The sequence below is a fragment of the Mesorhizobium comanense genome, assembly GCF_005503535.1.
GTDB classification, from domain to species: Bacteria; Pseudomonadota; Alphaproteobacteria; order Rhizobiales; family Rhizobiaceae; genus Mesorhizobium; species Mesorhizobium comanense.
The window spans coordinates 1-15,968 of the sequence record NZ_SCNN01000039.1 but is presented as its reverse complement, the minus strand read 5'-3'; the positions used below and the strand labels follow the sequence as shown (position 1 = coordinate 15,968).

Annotated in this window: 11 protein-coding genes and 1 tRNA gene; 1 reads left to right on the top strand and 11 read right to left on the bottom strand. The window is 63.6% G+C overall.

The window, feature by feature from the left end:
- Positions 1-143: 143 nt before the first annotated feature.
- From rplA to FFS37_RS33605, 6 genes are all read right to left on the bottom strand, one after another.
- Positions 144-842 (bottom strand): 50S ribosomal protein L1, encoded by a 699-nt coding sequence (gene rplA, locus FFS37_RS33630; protein ID WP_137935233.1) that lies wholly within the window; start codon positions 840-842, stop codon positions 144-146.
- Between the two features lie 4 nt (positions 843-846).
- Positions 847-1,275 (bottom strand): 50S ribosomal protein L11, encoded by a 429-nt coding sequence (gene rplK / locus FFS37_RS33625; RefSeq protein ID WP_137935232.1) that lies wholly within the window; start codon positions 1,273-1,275, stop codon positions 847-849.
- A 185-nt stretch (positions 1,276-1,460) separates the two neighbouring features.
- Positions 1,461-1,988, bottom strand: coding sequence for a transcription termination/antitermination protein NusG (gene nusG, locus FFS37_RS33620; protein WP_015317996.1), 528 nt, complete (start codon positions 1,986-1,988; stop codon positions 1,461-1,463).
- 28 nt (positions 1,989-2,016) lie between these two features.
- Entirely contained in the window at positions 2,017-2,220 is a 204-nt protein-coding gene (secE, locus tag FFS37_RS33615) for a preprotein translocase subunit SecE (RefSeq protein ID WP_013531408.1), read from the bottom strand.
- A gap of 462 nt (positions 2,221-2,682) precedes the next feature.
- On the bottom strand, positions 2,683-4,461 hold the full coding sequence (locus FFS37_RS33610) for a ShlB/FhaC/HecB family hemolysin secretion/activation protein (RefSeq protein ID WP_137935231.1): 1,779 nt from the start codon (positions 4,459-4,461) through the stop codon (positions 2,683-2,685).
- Positions 4,462-4,470: 9 nt separating this feature from the next.
- Positions 4,471-10,248, bottom strand: coding sequence for an MBG domain-containing protein (locus FFS37_RS33605; protein ID WP_137935230.1), 5,778 nt, complete (start codon positions 10,246-10,248; stop codon positions 4,471-4,473).
- 280 nt (positions 10,249-10,528) lie between these two features.
- Between FFS37_RS33605 and FFS37_RS33600 the strand changes: the two genes are divergently transcribed.
- Positions 10,529-11,656, top strand: coding sequence for a helix-turn-helix transcriptional regulator (locus tag FFS37_RS33600; protein WP_137935229.1), 1,128 nt, complete (start codon positions 10,529-10,531; stop codon positions 11,654-11,656).
- A gap of 37 nt (positions 11,657-11,693) precedes the next feature.
- Here the strand turns inward: FFS37_RS33600 and FFS37_RS33595 are convergent, their stop codons facing one another.
- From FFS37_RS33595 to FFS37_RS33575, 5 genes are all read right to left on the bottom strand, one after another.
- Positions 11,694-12,794: an acyltransferase family protein gene (locus FFS37_RS33595; protein ID WP_137935228.1), complete on the bottom strand. Its 1,101-nt coding sequence runs from the start codon at positions 12,792-12,794 to the stop codon at positions 11,694-11,696.
- Between the two features lie 359 nt (positions 12,795-13,153).
- Positions 13,154-13,229, bottom strand: a tRNA-Trp gene (locus FFS37_RS33590).
- A gap of 243 nt (positions 13,230-13,472) precedes the next feature.
- Complete coding sequence (locus FFS37_RS33585; protein WP_137935227.1) at positions 13,473-13,955, bottom strand: group II truncated hemoglobin; 483 nt, start codon at positions 13,953-13,955, stop codon at positions 13,473-13,475.
- A gap of 92 nt (positions 13,956-14,047) precedes the next feature.
- Positions 14,048-15,688 (bottom strand): COG3904 family protein, encoded by a 1,641-nt coding sequence (locus tag FFS37_RS33580; RefSeq protein ID WP_137935226.1) that lies wholly within the window; start codon positions 15,686-15,688, stop codon positions 14,048-14,050.
- A 160-nt stretch (positions 15,689-15,848) separates the two neighbouring features.
- Positions 15,849-15,968: EF-Tu C-terminal domain-related protein (locus FFS37_RS33575; protein WP_456299330.1), on the bottom strand; the 120-nt coding region annotated here is incomplete at its 5' end.

Below are 15,968 nucleotides of genomic sequence, written 5' to 3'. Positions count from 1 at the left end.
AGTGAATTAAGGCTTTTGGCCGCCTGCAATCTCGGACAGGATGTCCGGAAGCCTTCCGGCTCCCGGTACCGGACCCGGGATATCTCCTGGGTCCGGAATTCAGTTGCGGACCAGCTGCTCAGCGGCCGGTCCGGATTGTCGTATCAGGACGCAGCGAGCGTCGAGACATCGAGCTTGAGGCCCGGGCCCATCGTCGAGGTGACCGACACCTTCTTGACGTAGTTGCCCTTGGCGCCAGCCGGCTTTGCCTTGGTCACCGCATCGGCGAAGGCGCGGATGTTCTCTTCCAGCGCCTTGACATCGAACGAGACCTTGCCGACGCCAGCATGAACGATACCGGCCTTCTCGACACGGAACTCGACCGCACCGCCCTTGGACGCCTTGACGGCGGCCGCCACGTCGACAGTGACGGTGCCAACCTTCGGGTTCGGCATCATGCCGCGCGGGCCGAGCACCTTGCCGAGACGGCCGACCAGCGGCATCATGTCCGGCGTGGCGATGCAGCGATCGAAATCGATCGTGCCCTTCTGGACGATGTCGACCAGGTCCTCCGCACCGACGATGTCAGCGCCAGCGGCCTTGGCTTCGTCGGCCTTGTCGCCACGGGCGAACACGGCGACGCGCACCGAACGGCCGGTGCCGTTCGGCAGATTGACCACGCCGCGGACCATCTGGTCGGCATGGCGCGGGTCGACACCGAGATTCATGGCGACTTCGACGGTCTCGTCGAACTTCACCGACGAACGGTCCTTGAGCAGCTTCAGCGCTTCACCCAGGGCGTAAGCCTTGTTGGGATCGATGCCTTCGCGGGACTTGGATACACGCTTTGCAATCTTTGCCATGATCTCAGCCCACCACTTCCAGACCCATCGAGCGGGCGGAGCCCTCGACCATGCGCATGGCCGCCTCGACGTCGTTTGCGTTCAGATCCTTCATCTTGGCGGTCGCGATCTCACGCACTTTCTCGCGCGAAACGGTGCCAGCCTTGACCTTGCCCGGCTCCTTCGAACCCGACTTCAGGTTCGCGGCCTTCTTCAGGAAGTAGCTCACCGGCGGCGTCTTCATGACGAAGGTGAACGACTTGTCCTGGTAGTAGGTGATGACGACCGGAACCGGCGATCCCTTTTCCATTTCCTGGGTCTGCGCGTTGAACGCCTTGCAGAACTCCATGATGTTGATGCCACGCTGACCAAGCGCCGGGCCGATCGGGGGCGACGGCGTTGCCGAACCCGCGGAGACCTGAAGCTTGAGCTGGCCTGCAATTTTCTTAGCCATCTCTATTCCTGCCTTTGTCTGTGCCGGCCCAAGATATGGGAAACCCGGCGGTTGCAGTCTGGTGGTGCGGTTCGCGCGGCCGGCTAAAGCCGCGTTCGCCTCCCACCGTTCTCAGGCCGCGCGTCTTGCGCCGCCTCCCCCGATCGCCTGACCAGCGCCGCTGGCCCGGCATCGGGGATTTCGGATCAGCCCTTTTCGACCTGTCCGAATTCCAGATCGACAGGCACGGCGCGCCCGAAGATCGAAACTTCCACCTTGAGACGCGCCCGCTCCTCGTCCACTTCCTGGACGAAACCGTTGAAGGACGCGAAGGGACCATCCGAAACGCGGATCGCCTCGCCGATCTCGAAAGTGACCGAGGGCTTGGGCCGCTCGACGCCTTCCTGCACCTGGTTCAGGATGCGCTGCGCTTCCGCCTCGGTGATCGGAACCGGCTTGGAGTCGCCGAGGAAGCCGGTGACCTTGGGCGTGTTCTTGACCAGCGAGAAAACCGCATCGGTCAGGTTGGCCTTGAGCAGCACATAGCCCGGGAAGAACTTGCGCTCCGCATCGACCTTGCGGCCCCGGCGAACCTCGACGACCTTTTCGGTCGGAACCACGATCTGCTCGATATCGGCGGACAGGCCCTTCTGCTTGGCCTTGTTTTCGATATCCTCGGCGACCTTCTTCTCGAAATTCGAATAGGCGTGGACGATGTACCAGCGCGTAGCCATTTTTAAGACTTCTCCGTAATCGCCGGACTTAGCGTCCAATACCCAGTATCTGCTCGACCGCGAGGCCCATGAGCTGATCAGCGGTGAAGAAGAAGATCATCGCAATCACGGCGAAGGCCAGAACCATCACCGTCGAGATCATCGTCTCGCGCCGCGACGGCCAAGTCACCTTGGCAGTCTCCGCGCGCACCTGCTGGAGAAAGACGAAAGGATTTGTGGTTTTCGAAGCCATATGCCGCCTGTATTCAAGACCCGTTGGCCGGATCCCCTGGATGATCCCGCTGGCCGGGACGTGCCGCCTGAGCCTGAAGTCGCACCGAATCAGCGCAACCATTTCGCCCATGCAAATCAGACGCGTAAAGCCGGCCTCCCAGCTCCACGCGCCGCGTGTCTGTCCTGTCTACATAAAACCGATTCTTGATCCACGCAAGTGGCAAGTGCCCGCTTTATGACCAAACGCCGCCTCGGAACCATCCAGTCGTTCCGTCCCGACTATGGCGCCCTTATGCCTGAGTTGGGCTAATATGGCAAGCGGGTCGCCGTTTTTCAACGGCAGCGACGGCGGGCTCAAGCCCTTTCGGGCAGCCGCTGGGGTGTAGGCGGCATCCGGCTGCTTGGCCGTGATGCCGGACGGCCCGCCGGTTTCAGCCCCCCTTTCCTGCGCTCGAAGCCTCTGCGATATCGGCGAAGGCGATCAATAGGCGATGCGCAAGTTGGCATTGAAGGTCCAATCGCCGGACCGCGTTTGCCCGGCATCGTTCAGCGCGACGGCGCCGGTGACATTGGCCGAAAGGTTTCGACCGATCGCGTAATCCAGGCCGAGGCCGGTGCCGGCGAGCGTCGCGTGGCCACGGGCGGCGAAGTCGTAGCCGTGACCGAGGTCGAGCAACGCAAAAGAGGAAGCGCCGTCGGCCAATCCCATTCCGGCCTTCTCCAGCAGCGAAAAGGTCGGCAGGCGCAGTTCGTTGCGCCACACAAGGCCGGCGTCGCCCGCCCCATCGTCGATCCCGTAACCGCGAACGGCATGGTACCCGCCGAGGCTGAGCCGCTCGGTGTCGGGCAAGGCCTGGTTCGCGACAAGGCCCGTCAGTTGGCTCGCCCAGAAGAGGCCATGTGGCAGGTTCGTGGTACGGCTGATGTCGATGCCGCCGGTGACGTAGGTCACGTCGGTGACGCGGCCGCCGGTGAAGGCTGCCCAGTCGGCGCTGGTGTTGTTGCTCACAACGCCGCCGGGATTGGCCTTGATCCGGGCGTCGATCGTGGTGTTGCCATAGACGTCGCTGAAATCGCCGGCCCAGCCAAGCACGACGTTGAACAGGCCCGCCTTGCCGCTCGCGACCTCGGTGCCCGCAAAGGCGGTGGTGCGCCTCACCCATTTGGGTTCGCCCCCGAAATAGACATCACCCCAGTAGCGGCCAGGCACAAGATTGGAGAGCGCGCCGCGGTAGAGGATGGGCAGTTCGAAAGTTCTGTTGTCGAACGAGAACGGTGTCCCTTCGACCGTTTCGCTGGTCTCGACGAAATTGGGCGCGATCGACAGCGCCTGGCGCGGCCATGTCGGCAGATCGATGCGCGCGGCATGGCTGAGATAGCCCGGACGCGCAATGTCGAGCGAGCCGGGATCACCGGCGTGCCAGAACTCCCCCGATCGGGTGAAGCGATAGGAGACGGTCATGTCGTTCAGTTCCGGGATCCAGGCGCCGCCACCCACCGACCAACGGTCGCGACCTGTCGCCTCGCTGCCTGTGTTGGCATACTCGGCGAACACGGACCACGGCTTGCCTTCGGTCACCTTCAGGGTGAAATCGCTGGCGCCGAGGGCGTCGCCCGGCGCGAACACACCTTCGATCCTGCGAAACGGATTGCGGTTGAGCCAGCCGAGATCTTCTTCGAGGGCGCCCGCGTCGATGCGGTCGCCCGGCACGAGCCTGACGCGCCCGGCCAGATCGCGCTCGACCGCCGTCCCCTCGACGACGATCTTCCCGGCGTGGAACTCGACGACGCGCAAGGTGAGCACGCCGGCCGTGATCTCCTGCGGCGGCGCTGTCACCGACACGAAGGGAAAGCCGGCCCTGCGCCACACACCAGCCAGGTCACGCTGCATGCCGGCGATCAAGGCTTTCGTCAGCGGCTTGCCGATGTAGGGAGAGAGCGCGGCCATCGCCGCTTGTGGCGCGATACCGGGCACCTTGCCGATGGAGACGCCGCGCGGCGCAGCAGTCCCCACCGCCTCGTCCGGGCCGATCAGCCGCACACCCGCCACGGCGACGCCGAGGGGCGTATCGTCGCTCTTGCCATAGTCCTGCTCGCCCACCGAGATCGCGCCCGGCCTCGGCACGACCGGCTCGGGAAGGTTGCGTTCCAGCGCCGACTGAGCAAAGGCCGGCTGCGACAGAACGGGCACGCAAAGCAGCGCCGCGAGCTTTGCCGCCAGGACGCGGACCGATGTGCCCCTGCTACAGGTCTTCATCATTCCGCAGTCCTATTCCGTCACGCGCATGTAAGGGCCGAGATCATGATTGGCGGGATGAATGAAAGCAGCGCATTCCGGACCGAGGACGCCCCATGCGCAAGTTCCCGTCGCGTTGCCGTCGGCAGCGTCGGACAGGAGCAGAGACGACAGGACCAGCGGCGACAGCAACAGCGGTACCCTCTGGCCACCCTGCCGTTCGAGCCCCCGTGCGTTGGTGTATGGCCCCGCGGTTTGCGCGGGCCCGATGGTGAAGGCGCCCGCGACGAAGGTCAGGGCATAGTTCGAGTTTGCGTCGAGAGAGCCCTGGCCGATGGCGTAGGTTCCCACGGTTTCACCCGGATCGCGGGCGAGGTTCCCGCTGAACGCGCCGGCGATGGTGTCGGAGGATGCCAGGCTGCCTCCGGTCACCGTCCACGTCAGCACCGGATCGGCCTGGCCCTGCAGCCGGCTCCGATTATCCGCCGTCACGGTGATCGCACGGGGTGTGATGGCAAGGTTGGCGCCGGTGTAGGCGATGGTGTAGTTGCCGCCGGCCGACAGGCTGCCCACGTCGATGGCGTAGCCGCCGACATTCTCGCCCGCCGCACGGCCGAGCGCGCCCGACAGCAACGTCTCGTCGTCGGAGAGCTTGAAGCCGCTCGCCGTGTAGCCGAGCGTCGGATCGGCATTGCCGTAGATCTTGGAGGCAGCGTTCGCCGCCACCGTCAGCGTCGCCGGCGTGATGGCGAGGTTGGCGCCGGTATAAGCGATGGTATAATTGCCGCCTGCCGACAGGCTGCCCAAGCCGATGGAATAGCCGCCGACGTTCTCGCCCGCCGCACGACTCAAGGCGCCAGACAGCAGCGTCTCGTCGTCGGAGAACTTGAAACCGCTCGCCATGTAGCCAAGCGTCGGATCGAGATTGCCGTAGATCTTGGAGGCAACGTTCGCCGCCACCGTCAGCGTCGCCGGCGTGATGGCGAGGTTGGCGCCGGTATAAGCGATGGTATAATTGCCGCCTGCCGACAGGCTGCCCAAGCCGATGGAATAGCCGCCGACGTTCTCGCCCGCCGCACGACTCAAGGCGCCAGACAGCAGCGTCTCGTCGTCGGAGAACTTGAAACCGCTCGCCATGTAGCCAAGCGTCGGATCGAGATTGCCGTAGACCTTCGAGGCGGCGTTCGCCGCCACCGTCAGCGTCGCCTTGCCGATATCGAGTGTGCTGTCGACATAGGCGACATCGTAGTTACCGCTGGTAAGGCCGGAGGCGGCGAGCGTATAACTGCCGGCGTTCTTCTGGCCTTGCGCCGTGCCACCCCAGGCGAGCGCGCCGCCGAGCGCCGAGGCATCCTCGCCGGCGACGAAGCCGGAATAGATAACCCCGTTGCCGCCGGACCAGGTCAGGCCGTCATAGGTCTTGGCAGCGTCGTTGGCTGTCACCGTGAGTGAAGCCTTGCCGATGGTCAATGTTCCACTGACATAGGTGATGTCATAGTTGGAACTGGTGATGCCAGAGGCGGTGAACGTATAGGTGCCGGCGTTCTTGGCACCCATGGCTGTACCGCCCCACACGATCCCGCCGTCGAGCACGGAGGCATCCTCGCCGGCGACAAAGCCGTCATAGCTCACCCAATTTCCGCCCGACCAGGCCTGCCCGTCATAGACTTTGAAGTTGTCGTGCACCGTCACCGTCAGCGTCGCCGGGGTGACACTAAATGTTCCGGTGTTCGACAAATATACAAGCCGGGCTGCGCCGCCCTGTATACGCGTTGCGCTGCCTTCGCTCGCGGTCACGCTATAGTTGGAACCGACGTTGCTGTGCGCCGTTGCGTTGCTGGAGATCTGGATAGGCACTCCCATCGAGTTCCAATACTCCAGACCAAAATAGGTTACGGCACCTGAATAGTTCGGGCTCGTTTCTCCGTAAGTCTGGGAACCATTGCTGGTAACCTCGACGCCGACAACCCCGGAGACACCGTAAAGTTCAGGATAATAGGCCGGCGAACTATCCGCTGCGGCAGCGGGCGGCGCCCATACGGTCCAGTCGAAGCCTGCATAGACAGACCGTTTGTAAGCGTAGTTCACCGCTCCGGCTTGCATCGGATCACTGGTGACAGCTGTTAAGCCGGCCTGAGAACCGTCTCCAACACCTAAGGATTGTCCCGTTGAAAACTTGTCGAAATAGCTATCGATGATAGCGTTGCCGTCCCACCGGCTCCCTACCAGCCCACCGACAGCGTTGCTGGCGCCCGCCACCATGCCGGTGGCGTAGGCTTGCTCGATGCGTCCGTCGCTGTCCCGCTGCTCTCCAACCAGCCCACCGACAGAGTAACTGCCGCTCACATCGCCGGTGGCGTAGGCTTGGTAGATGCTGCCATACTGTAACCCGACCAGCCCGCCGACATACTCAGTCCCCTTGACCGAGCCGGTCGCGTAGGCTTGGGCGATGACACCGTAAGTTTGAACCCCGACCAGCCCACCGACAGAGTCTGTGCCCTTGACCGAACCGGCGGCGTACACTTGAGCGACGCTGCCGCCAGCCCGATACCCGACCAACCCACCGACCGCGAAATTGCCACCCACGTCACCGCTCGAGTAGGCTCGCGTGATGCCGCCGCCCCCCTGGAACCCAACCAATCCGCCGACGTTGTTGGAACCTTTAACCGAACCTCCAACCAAGCCTACGTCGCGGATGGTGCCTCTTGAAAAACCGAACAGACCTGCAAAGTTGTAGTTGCCGATATCGACATTCAGGTTGGTGATGGTATTGCCTAGGCCGTCGAACGCACCGGCGAACCCGTTGCCGCTGTTCAACCTTGTCCCGGCACCATCGGTGCCGAGCGGCACGAAACTGCCCAAACGCCACATACCGGCATAGGTGATGTTGCCATTGACCGTCGCGGGGGCAAGGCCGGGGCCGAGATCGATGCCGCGCGCAAGCCGGTAGCTGGCGTTCAGGTCCATGTTGACGAGCTGGAGCTGGTGGCCGTTGACGATGCTCGTGGAATATTCCCAGGCGCCGAACGGTCGGGTCTGGCCGTCGATCATATACCAGCCGTTGCCACCGGGCGTCGTGGTGAAGCTCAGGCTGGAATAGGCGGACTGCTTGTAGGCATAGTTCGCCGCTCCGGCCTGAGTCGGATCGCTGGTTACCGCGGCGACGCCGGCGAGATTGCCCGCGCCGCTGGCTCCGGCCTGCCCAGTCGAGAACGTGTCGAAGTAGCTGGAGGCGACAGTCCCGCCGCTCTGGGAACCAACCAAACCGCCGACGCTACTGGCAATGGTGCCAGTGACTCGACCAGTCGCATAGGCCTGCATGATGCTGCCATCGTACTGGTACCCAACCAATCCACCGACTTCGTAGCCGTCGCCTGTGACTTTGCCCGTCGCATAAGCTTGCGTGACACTGCCGCTGGCCAGCAACCCGACCAATCCGCCGATGGTATTCACGCCCGTGACGGCCCCAGTCGCGTAGGCCTGCGTGATGCCGCCTCCCCCACCGAGACCACCGACCAATCCGCCAACGGACTCGTTGCCGGTGACTTGGCCGGTCGCATAGGCTTGTGTGACGCTGCCATTGACGAGGATGCCGACCAATCCGCCGATCGAATAGACGCCCGTGACTGCTCCGGTGGCATAGGCTCGCGCGATGCTGCCACCGTACTGAGCCCCGACCAACCCGCCAACGTAATTGCCTCCCTTGATGCTGCCCCCGATCAAACCGATGTCCCCGATGACACCGCTCGAATAGCCGAACAGCCCGGCATTGTTGTTGTTCCCGATATCAACGTTCAGGTTCTTGATGGTGTTGCCGAGACCGCTGAACGTGCCGGCGAAACCATTGCCGCTGTTCAGTATTGCTCCGCCGCCGTCCGTGCCGAGCGGCACCCAGCCAGCGACACCTGTCGCATCGAGTGACCTCGCCAGCGCGTATCTGCCGTTCAGCCCATTGTTGATGCCTTGCAAATCGCTCATGGAGTAGAGCAGCGTGTAGGACTGGCCGTTGATGGCGAGCGACTGGCCGCTGCCCGGCGCGCCGGTGTATTGCACCCCGCCCGAGAAGGACAGCGTACCGCCGCTGCCGCCGTGATTGGTGACGAGGTTGAGACCGCCGGCGCCGGCGATGGTGACCGGCGCGTTGATGGCGATGGAATGATAGGCGTCGAGTGTCAGCGTCGACCCGCTCGACCAGCTGATCGGGGCCGCTACCGTGATGTCGCCGGCCTGGCCGCCGCCGGCGCCGGTCAAAACGATGACGTTGGCGCCGGCGAGCGCTGCCTGCAGCGTCGCCACGTTGATGACGCTGTTGTTGGCGTTGGCGGTGAAGCCCGGGCCACTGCCCAGGGTGTCGGTGCCGCTGGAGATGGTGACGTTGTAGGGATCGAGCAGGAGCGTGCCGAAAGCACCGTTCGCGGCTGAGAGGTCGGCGAAGCCGGTATAGGCAAGCACGGCCTTGCCGGACACCTCGGCGTTGCCGCCCTTGCTGTCTCCCTTGGCGCTGATCGTGCCCGCGAAGTCAGTCCTCCCGTCCGACCAGACGACGACATTGCCGCCGTCCCCTGCCCTGCCGTTCGCGGCGATCGTTGCCCCGGCCTCGACCGTCACGGTCACGGCCCTGGCCAGCGTCGTGCCGAGATAGCGGGTGGCAGGGTCCGAACCGCCCTGGTAGTCGCCGCCGAGCAGGATCAGACCGCCTCTGTCGCCCGAGGCGTCGAGCGCCGCGGTCGAGGACAGCGATAGCTTGCCGCCGGCCGCCGTCGCCGTGATCGTTCCGCCCGCGCCCGCCGAACCCGCCGTGTCGATCTCCCCGCCGAGGCTGACGGTGCCGCCGGCCACATGCACCTCGCCGCCGGAAAAGCCCGGCCGAGCGGCGGGAAGCGGGCCGAAGTCGGGAAGTGCCGCGACCGCTTCCTTCTGCGCGGGCTGGACGGCGCGGCGGGCGACGACGCGCTGCGTCACCGTCACCGCGCCGCCGTCGCCGGCGGTCAGGAAAATGCGCCCCCCGACCTTTTTGACACCGGTTGCCTTGATGATCTTCCTGGTATTGCCCGCGAGAGCCTGAACATTGCCGCCATTGGCGCGCAGCTCGACCTCGGCGGCGCGGATCGATCCGCTGTTGGCGACCTCGGTGTCGCCGCCGCCGACCTTGACCGCGAACTTGCCGTCGGCCAGCGACGTGTCGCGCAATTCGATCTCATAGCCGCCAAGCAGTCCGACCGACCCGTTGGGCGCCTGGATGTCACCTGAATTCTCGACCCGGCGCGCGGTGAGCACGACATCGCCGGAGCGCGAGACGATGGTGCCGCGATTGACGACGCCAGCCTTGCTGTCACCCTTGAGCGTGAGGCCGCCGCCATCGAGGAAGTCGGCATCCGTCGTGTCGTGCGTGGAGGCGACGAACGAGCCGCCCGTGCGCACCATGCCGCCCGTGCCGACCGCGACGCCAGCCGGATTGATGAGGTAGAGCGAACCGGTCGCGGTGAGCGAGCCATCGATGGACGAAGGCAGACTACCCGTCACGCGGTTGAGCGTGGCCCCGGTGCCGTTCTCGAAATGCGCGCTTGCCGAACCGCCGATGGAAAAACTCTGCCACGACAGGATGGCGTTGCGCGATGTCTGCGTGACGATGAGGTTCGGGCCTGTTTGCGAGATCGTCGCGGAGCCGGTGGTCACCGTGCCGCCGGTCGGGAGTTGCTGGGCCGAGGCCGCGCCCGTCGCCGCGACGGCGACCGCCAGGCTGAGCAGTGACGTTGTGCAACGCAGGCCAGACGCCCTGGCGCGCGACGAAATTGCGATCGCTGACTTCACTGCTGCCCCACCGTGCCCCGCTTCAGGATTGTCAAGCCACTGGCAGCCGGCGCGAAGGCGCCGGTCCCAGTTGGCAAGAGCCCAATGCTGGTACCCCTAGCGCGATACGGCCATGGATGAGCAACACCCAAATGGGGGGTGCCGCCCCGCCAATCGCACGTCCCTTAGTTCGAGCCGGCTCGGCAGCAGGGCGTGCCGAATTGACCCCTCAACGACGCGGCCGCTCACCCTTGCGTTGGCCGCGCTGTGGACGATATGTATGGCGGGGGTGGGGAAGGAATTGCAGAATATTGTATTTGATCAGAAATTCATAACAGACACGTCCTCGCGGATCGCCGAAACGGCCGATCGTGCGGTTTTTGATGCAAGCGCGTGGGACGACTTCGTCGAACAGCTCGGCGGTGCGCTGCCGGGCACCTGCATTATGCTCCAGCGCTTCAACCTGCGCCGGAACAGGGTCGACTACGACCGTGTCCTCAACATCGATCCGGACGACGAGGCCAGCTACCGGCAATATTATTGCAGCTTGAATCCGTGGGTTCAGCCCATGCGTTCCGTGCCGTCCGGCACGGTGATGGTCAGCGAGCGCGACTGCCCCTCCGGCAGCTTCAGCCACACCGAGTTCTACGACTGGCTCCCCGCCGAACTGCGGGCGGGGGCAGCGATCATTCTGGAGGCCAGTGGCGACAATCTAGCTGCCGTTGGCGTGCACTATGGTGTCAATCGCGCCGGCAACTACGACCAACCCGTCTCGGAATTGCTGCGCGGCATCGCCAGGCCGCTGCTGCGATCCGTGGAGGCAGCGCGCCTGTTCGAACGAACCCTGGACCGCGAGAGATCTGCCGCCGCGATCGTTTCGCGCTCCGGCGACATCGCCTGCGTGATCGATGATCGGTTGAGGGTCGTGGAGGCGAACGCGCTGGCCGAGAGCGAATTTCAGCGGCGCAAAGTACTTTCAACGCGGGCGGGCAAGTTTTGCGTTCTGGCATCCGATATCAATGCCTGGCTGGCGGATACGCTCAGGCTTCTGGCGGCCGATCTGGAACCGGATGCGACGACACGGGTTTTCTTCGCCCATGGCGCCCATCAGATCGCCGTTGCGCGCCTTCCCGCGGGATCGGGGTTTCGTAACCCGTTTTCCGGCAGTCCGCTGTTCTTGCTCATCGTGCGCAACCTGTCCGTGCCGTCCGAAGCCGGCACAATGGCGGCTTTGACCACGGCCTTCGGTCTGACACCCGCCGAACAGCGGCTGTGCGAGGCGCTCTTGCTTGGCCATTCAACAAAAGAAGCCGCCGACATGCTGGGGATCGCGTCCGAAACAGCGCGGCAAAGGCTGAAGGCGATTTTCCAAAAGACCGACACTCGCCGCCAGAGCGAATTGATCGCTCTGCTGGGGCGCCTGCTCTGACATCGGGACACCCTCTCCCGGCCGCTCCGTTCGCGCTCTACGTAGCGGCCACCTCGGCGCCTTGGGCCGTGTTGGGGCGGGCGTGACGCGGTTTCAGCCGTAGCAGCGGCAGTTCCAGCAAGCGGTAGCTCAACGTTGCCAGCAGAATGCAGTGTGCCAGGCCCGCCAGGCATGTTGCAACGTAGGTTTCCGGGATGTGGACCATGCCGAGCAGGAGCTTGCCTTCTTCGAACGACCAGGGGTGGAAGACGTAGAGGCCGAAGGAAATCGTTCCAAGATATGCCAGCGGCGGCCAGCGCAGCAGGCTCGCGAGGCTTTGCGCATACAGCGCCAAATGGAGCAGCGACCCGGCGAAAATGCCTGCCAGGAGAAAGACGTAGACCGGTCCGCCAAGGGTCTGGTCATGGGGAAGAACGATGAGAGCAACCCCACTTGACAAGAATGCAGCGGCGACCATCGGCAGAGGGAATTTCCTGGTTACGCCCATTGCGACGAGAATTCCAGCGACTGTCGCTTCAGGCCTCAGAAACGGTGTCATGTAGATCATCTGAAAGGACAGCCCGCTCAGAACGAACGCTGCTCGCCCGAGCAGGCACAGAGGCAGGATGCAGAGCAGGGCTGCGGCAAGGGCGCGCTCGCCAACCTTGAGATAGATGAGAAACAAAAACGGCAGGAACAGATAGATCTGGAATTCATAGCACAGCGACCAAAGCTGGCCTGTGTATCGGAGCGACCATCCTACCTCCGGAAACCAGTAGATGTAGTTGCCGACAAACGAGATCACGCCGAGAAGCCATCCGTAGGCGGCAGGGTTGTCGGCGCCGTAAACGAGCAGCATGGCAAGCGGGAAAAGCACCATCAGCGGATAGATGCGCAACAGTCTGCGCACGAAGAATCGCGAGATGGAAATCGTTCCTGTTCGGACCTGTTCCTGGTCGAACAGCCGAAAAAGCAGGAAACTGGACAGGGCAAAAAATACTTCGACCCCAACCCACCCTTGTGCCTGGATCATGACAGGTACGGTATAGTCGGCGGGCGCCTTGAAATGGAAAAAGAAAACCATCAAGAACGCCAAACATCTCAGGCCGTCCAACTGGTCTGTTCGAAGTTCGCCGATGGCGCTTCTCGAAGCCGACATGTTCCAAAACCTGCGACAGGTCAAACGACGCAAGTGCGTCAGCTGACAACATGGTGAAGCGCCATCAGCTGGTGCCTAGCACAAATTCGATAACCAACCTTTACGCGCAGGGTGTCCGGTGCCATCGGGCACAGCCGCGATCAGGACCAACGGGTACTGGCATTGATGGTCCATAGGCCGATTTTGCCGAAATACCGCGGAGGTAGCTGCGAACACGCCTGTGATGATCCTCGACCCCGAGGGCATCGCGCTGCCTTCAGTCGGGAGCTCATATTCCGAAATGAATTGGTTGGCAGCGGCTACTTGCGGCGTTCCCGCTCAGCAAGGCGATTCCTAAGTGCTTTATTTCCCTTGGGAAATGGCACGGGCAGCAGGGCTCGAACCTACGACCTGCGGTTTTGGAGACCGCCGCTCTACCAACTGAGCTATGCCCGTATCGGGTGCTGCTATTTCACAAAGCAGATGAGAACTCAAGAGCCGTTTTGAGAGATAACGGCGGATGACCGCGATCGCGTCAGCGCAGGCCACAACGCCCATGCCAGATCAGAAGCTTGAGTCCGAAAGTCCAATGCAGGACGAAGCTGACGACCCAGTGGCCATAGCTGGTATTTTGCAGAAATGCCGCATTCATGCCAGCACACTACCCGCGCCCGAAAGCCTCCGCGGCCCGCGTCAGGCTCACTTGCCCGCCGGAACCTTGTACGGACCGCCGGGCACACCCCAGCCCCAGGCCGGCATCGGCTCGGTCTGCGGATCGCAGGTCTCGCCGAGATTCGAGTTCATCCGGGCCAGCCGCGATCCCCATTCGATGTAGCCCATGAAGGCCGAGCGGAATTCGGGATCGTCGGGCAGCCCGACCTCATCGGCGGCATCAGCAAGCAGGTTGATCCAGCGCCGGCGCTGCTCCTCCGTCAAATGCCTGCCCAGATGATGCATGACCATCTCGCGGTGGCCGCCGAATTTCTCGCTGTAGGTTTTCGGTCCGCCGAAGACCTCGCCGATGAAGGCCGCCACATGGGCGGGATGGTCGGGCGACATGGTCTTGAACACCGGCCCGACGACCGGGTCCCGCGCCACCTTGTCGTAGAAGGTTTGCGTCAGCCGATTCAGCGCCTCGGTGCCGCCGGCCCATTCATACAATGTCGGAATGCCCTGGCTCATTTCAGATTCTCCGTCGGCCCCGGCGCCCTTGCCGACGATAGAGGAAAAATCGGCCGCGGCTCAACCTGCCTCGATGGCCAGTGCCGCGGGCACTACAACTTGGCGGGCGCGCCGGCCTCGGCATTGGCCGATGGCAAGGTTCCGCAATTTTCCGGCTTGGGAACGGCCTTGCAGATGGTGGCGCCGGTCAGCGCGTCGACCGATTGCGGCCCAGTCGTGAGCCCGGTCTTCAGCATCTGGGCGGGCTCTAGCTGCCGCTCGATGGCGTTGCGTTCGATCGCCTTGAACAGGTCGGGGCTGATCGCCATTTCCGCCAGATAGGCCTTGACCGCCTGCTTCTGTCCCATCGGGTACAGGCCAAGCCATGCCTGGCGGCCGACAAGCCGTCTGGCGCCGGAGGCAAGCACCAGCGCACAGGCCGAATCGCAAGCCGCGCCCACATCGATGCTCAACCCGGCATAGGCGCCCTCCCTGGCCACGCAATTCCATGCGCCGGGGTCGCAGTCGACGAAATCTGTCCGGGCCACGGCGACGTCGAGCTTCCTTTCATGGATCAGACGTCCCATCGCCAAGGCGCCGGGCAGATCGCCTCCCCGCGAACTGATCACGACAGGCAGCCGCCGGCCGCCAAGCATGGCCAGCAATTGGCGCAGCTTCTGCGACGTCTGGCCGGTAATGACGCCTTCCGCCGATATCCATTCCGGGCATTCGGGATTGCACAGCGGATTGCTGCCGCGAACCACGACAAAGCGCATCTCCGCGCCGGCCTTCGCGCTTTCCGGCCCGGCGGGCTCGGCAGCCGTGGTGGAGGGTATCGCCTTGTTGACTGGTCCCGCCATTTCCCGGCAATTCGCGGCCGGCTGGTCCAGCCGGCACAGGCTTGCCGTGGTCAACAGATCCACGGTGTCGTTGCTGGTGACCAGCTTCATCGCCAGCATGTCGTCCAGCGGAATCTGCCGGATTTCGCTGGCTGGCGTGGCCTTCATGATCTCCAGCACGCCGCCGCCTATCCCCATTTCGCTGAGATAGGCCGAAAGCGTCTTTTCGACCGCCTTGCTCATCTCGTAGGTCTTGTAGCTGCCGGCGTTTTTGCGGCTGACCACCTTGGTGCTGATGACCTTCTTCTTGCCGTTCACGATGCGGTAGGTGGTCCGGTAAAGCAGTTTCTCCCGCTGGAAGGTGGTGGTGATCTGGTGGACGCCGAGATAGCCGAAATCGCCAACCACACGGCGCACACCGCCCGAAAACATCAATGGACAGGCGGAGTTGCACATGGCTCCGTCGTCATAGGCCATGCCGAAATAGTCGGCGCCCCTGCCCTTGTTGTCGCTGCAATTCTTCACCTGCGGCTGGCAACCGGAAAAAACGGTCACGCCGACGGCAATGTCGAGCTTGTTCTTGCGGATCATGCGGCCGAGCGCCAGGGCTGCCTCGACATTGCCGCCGGGTGAATTGACGACGACAGGAAGCTGTCGTCCCTTGAGCGCCTTCAGCGTGCGCTTGAAGAGCGATGGGGTGTTGGCCTCGATAGCACCGTCGGCCGATATCCATTCAGGACAGTTGGGTTCGCATCCCGGCGCATTGCTTCGCACGACGACGAAGCGCATGGGCGCTATGTCGGGAGGCCCCTCCTGCGCTCGCACCGCGGTGACAGGCAGCGCCATGGCGAGGACGAGGCAGACCACTGCCCACACCCACCATGCGTGGCCCCTGAAACAGCGCCCTTGAACCACTGCGGCGAAGCTCCCTCAATGCAACTATACTAGTTGCGGCGACGGCGCTTGCAACAGCTTTGAGACCCCGCGCGCCACCAGTGGCAGAGGCCGCTCCCAAACGAAAAAGGGCGGCCCGAAGACCGCCCTTTCCTTGTCGAGCCGGCCAAGGCCGGATCGATTATTCCTTGATGGTGACGACGATGCCGGCACCGACGGTGCGGCCGCCTTCACGGATGGCGAAGCGCAGCTTCTCTTCCATGGCGATCGGCACGATCAGCTCGACATCGACCGTGATGTT

What these genes read in the sequence shown, in the direction of transcription:
- FFS37_RS33610 (WP_137935231.1), bottom strand. Translation starts at nt 4,461, where the DNA reads ATGATGAAGACCTGTAGCAGGGGCACATCGGTCCGCGTCCTGGCGGCA.
- rplK (WP_137935232.1), bottom strand. Translation starts at nt 1,275, where the DNA reads ATGGCTAAGAAAATTGCAGGCCAGCTCAAGCTTCAGGTCTCCGCGGGT.
- FFS37_RS33585 (WP_137935227.1), bottom strand. Translation starts at nt 13,955, where the DNA reads ATGAGCCAGGGCATTCCGACATTGTATGAATGGGCCGGCGGCACCGAG.
- secE (WP_013531408.1), bottom strand. Translation starts at nt 2,220, where the DNA reads ATGGCTTCGAAAACCACAAATCCTTTCGTCTTTCTCCAGCAGGTGCGC.
- rplA (WP_137935233.1), bottom strand. Translation starts at nt 842, where the DNA reads ATGGCAAAGATTGCAAAGCGTGTATCCAAGTCCCGCGAAGGCATCGAT.
- FFS37_RS33595 (WP_137935228.1), bottom strand. Translation starts at nt 12,794, where the DNA reads ATGTCGGCTTCGAGAAGCGCCATCGGCGAACTTCGAACAGACCAGTTG.
- nusG (WP_015317996.1), bottom strand. Translation starts at nt 1,988, where the DNA reads ATGGCTACGCGCTGGTACATCGTCCACGCCTATTCGAATTTCGAGAAG.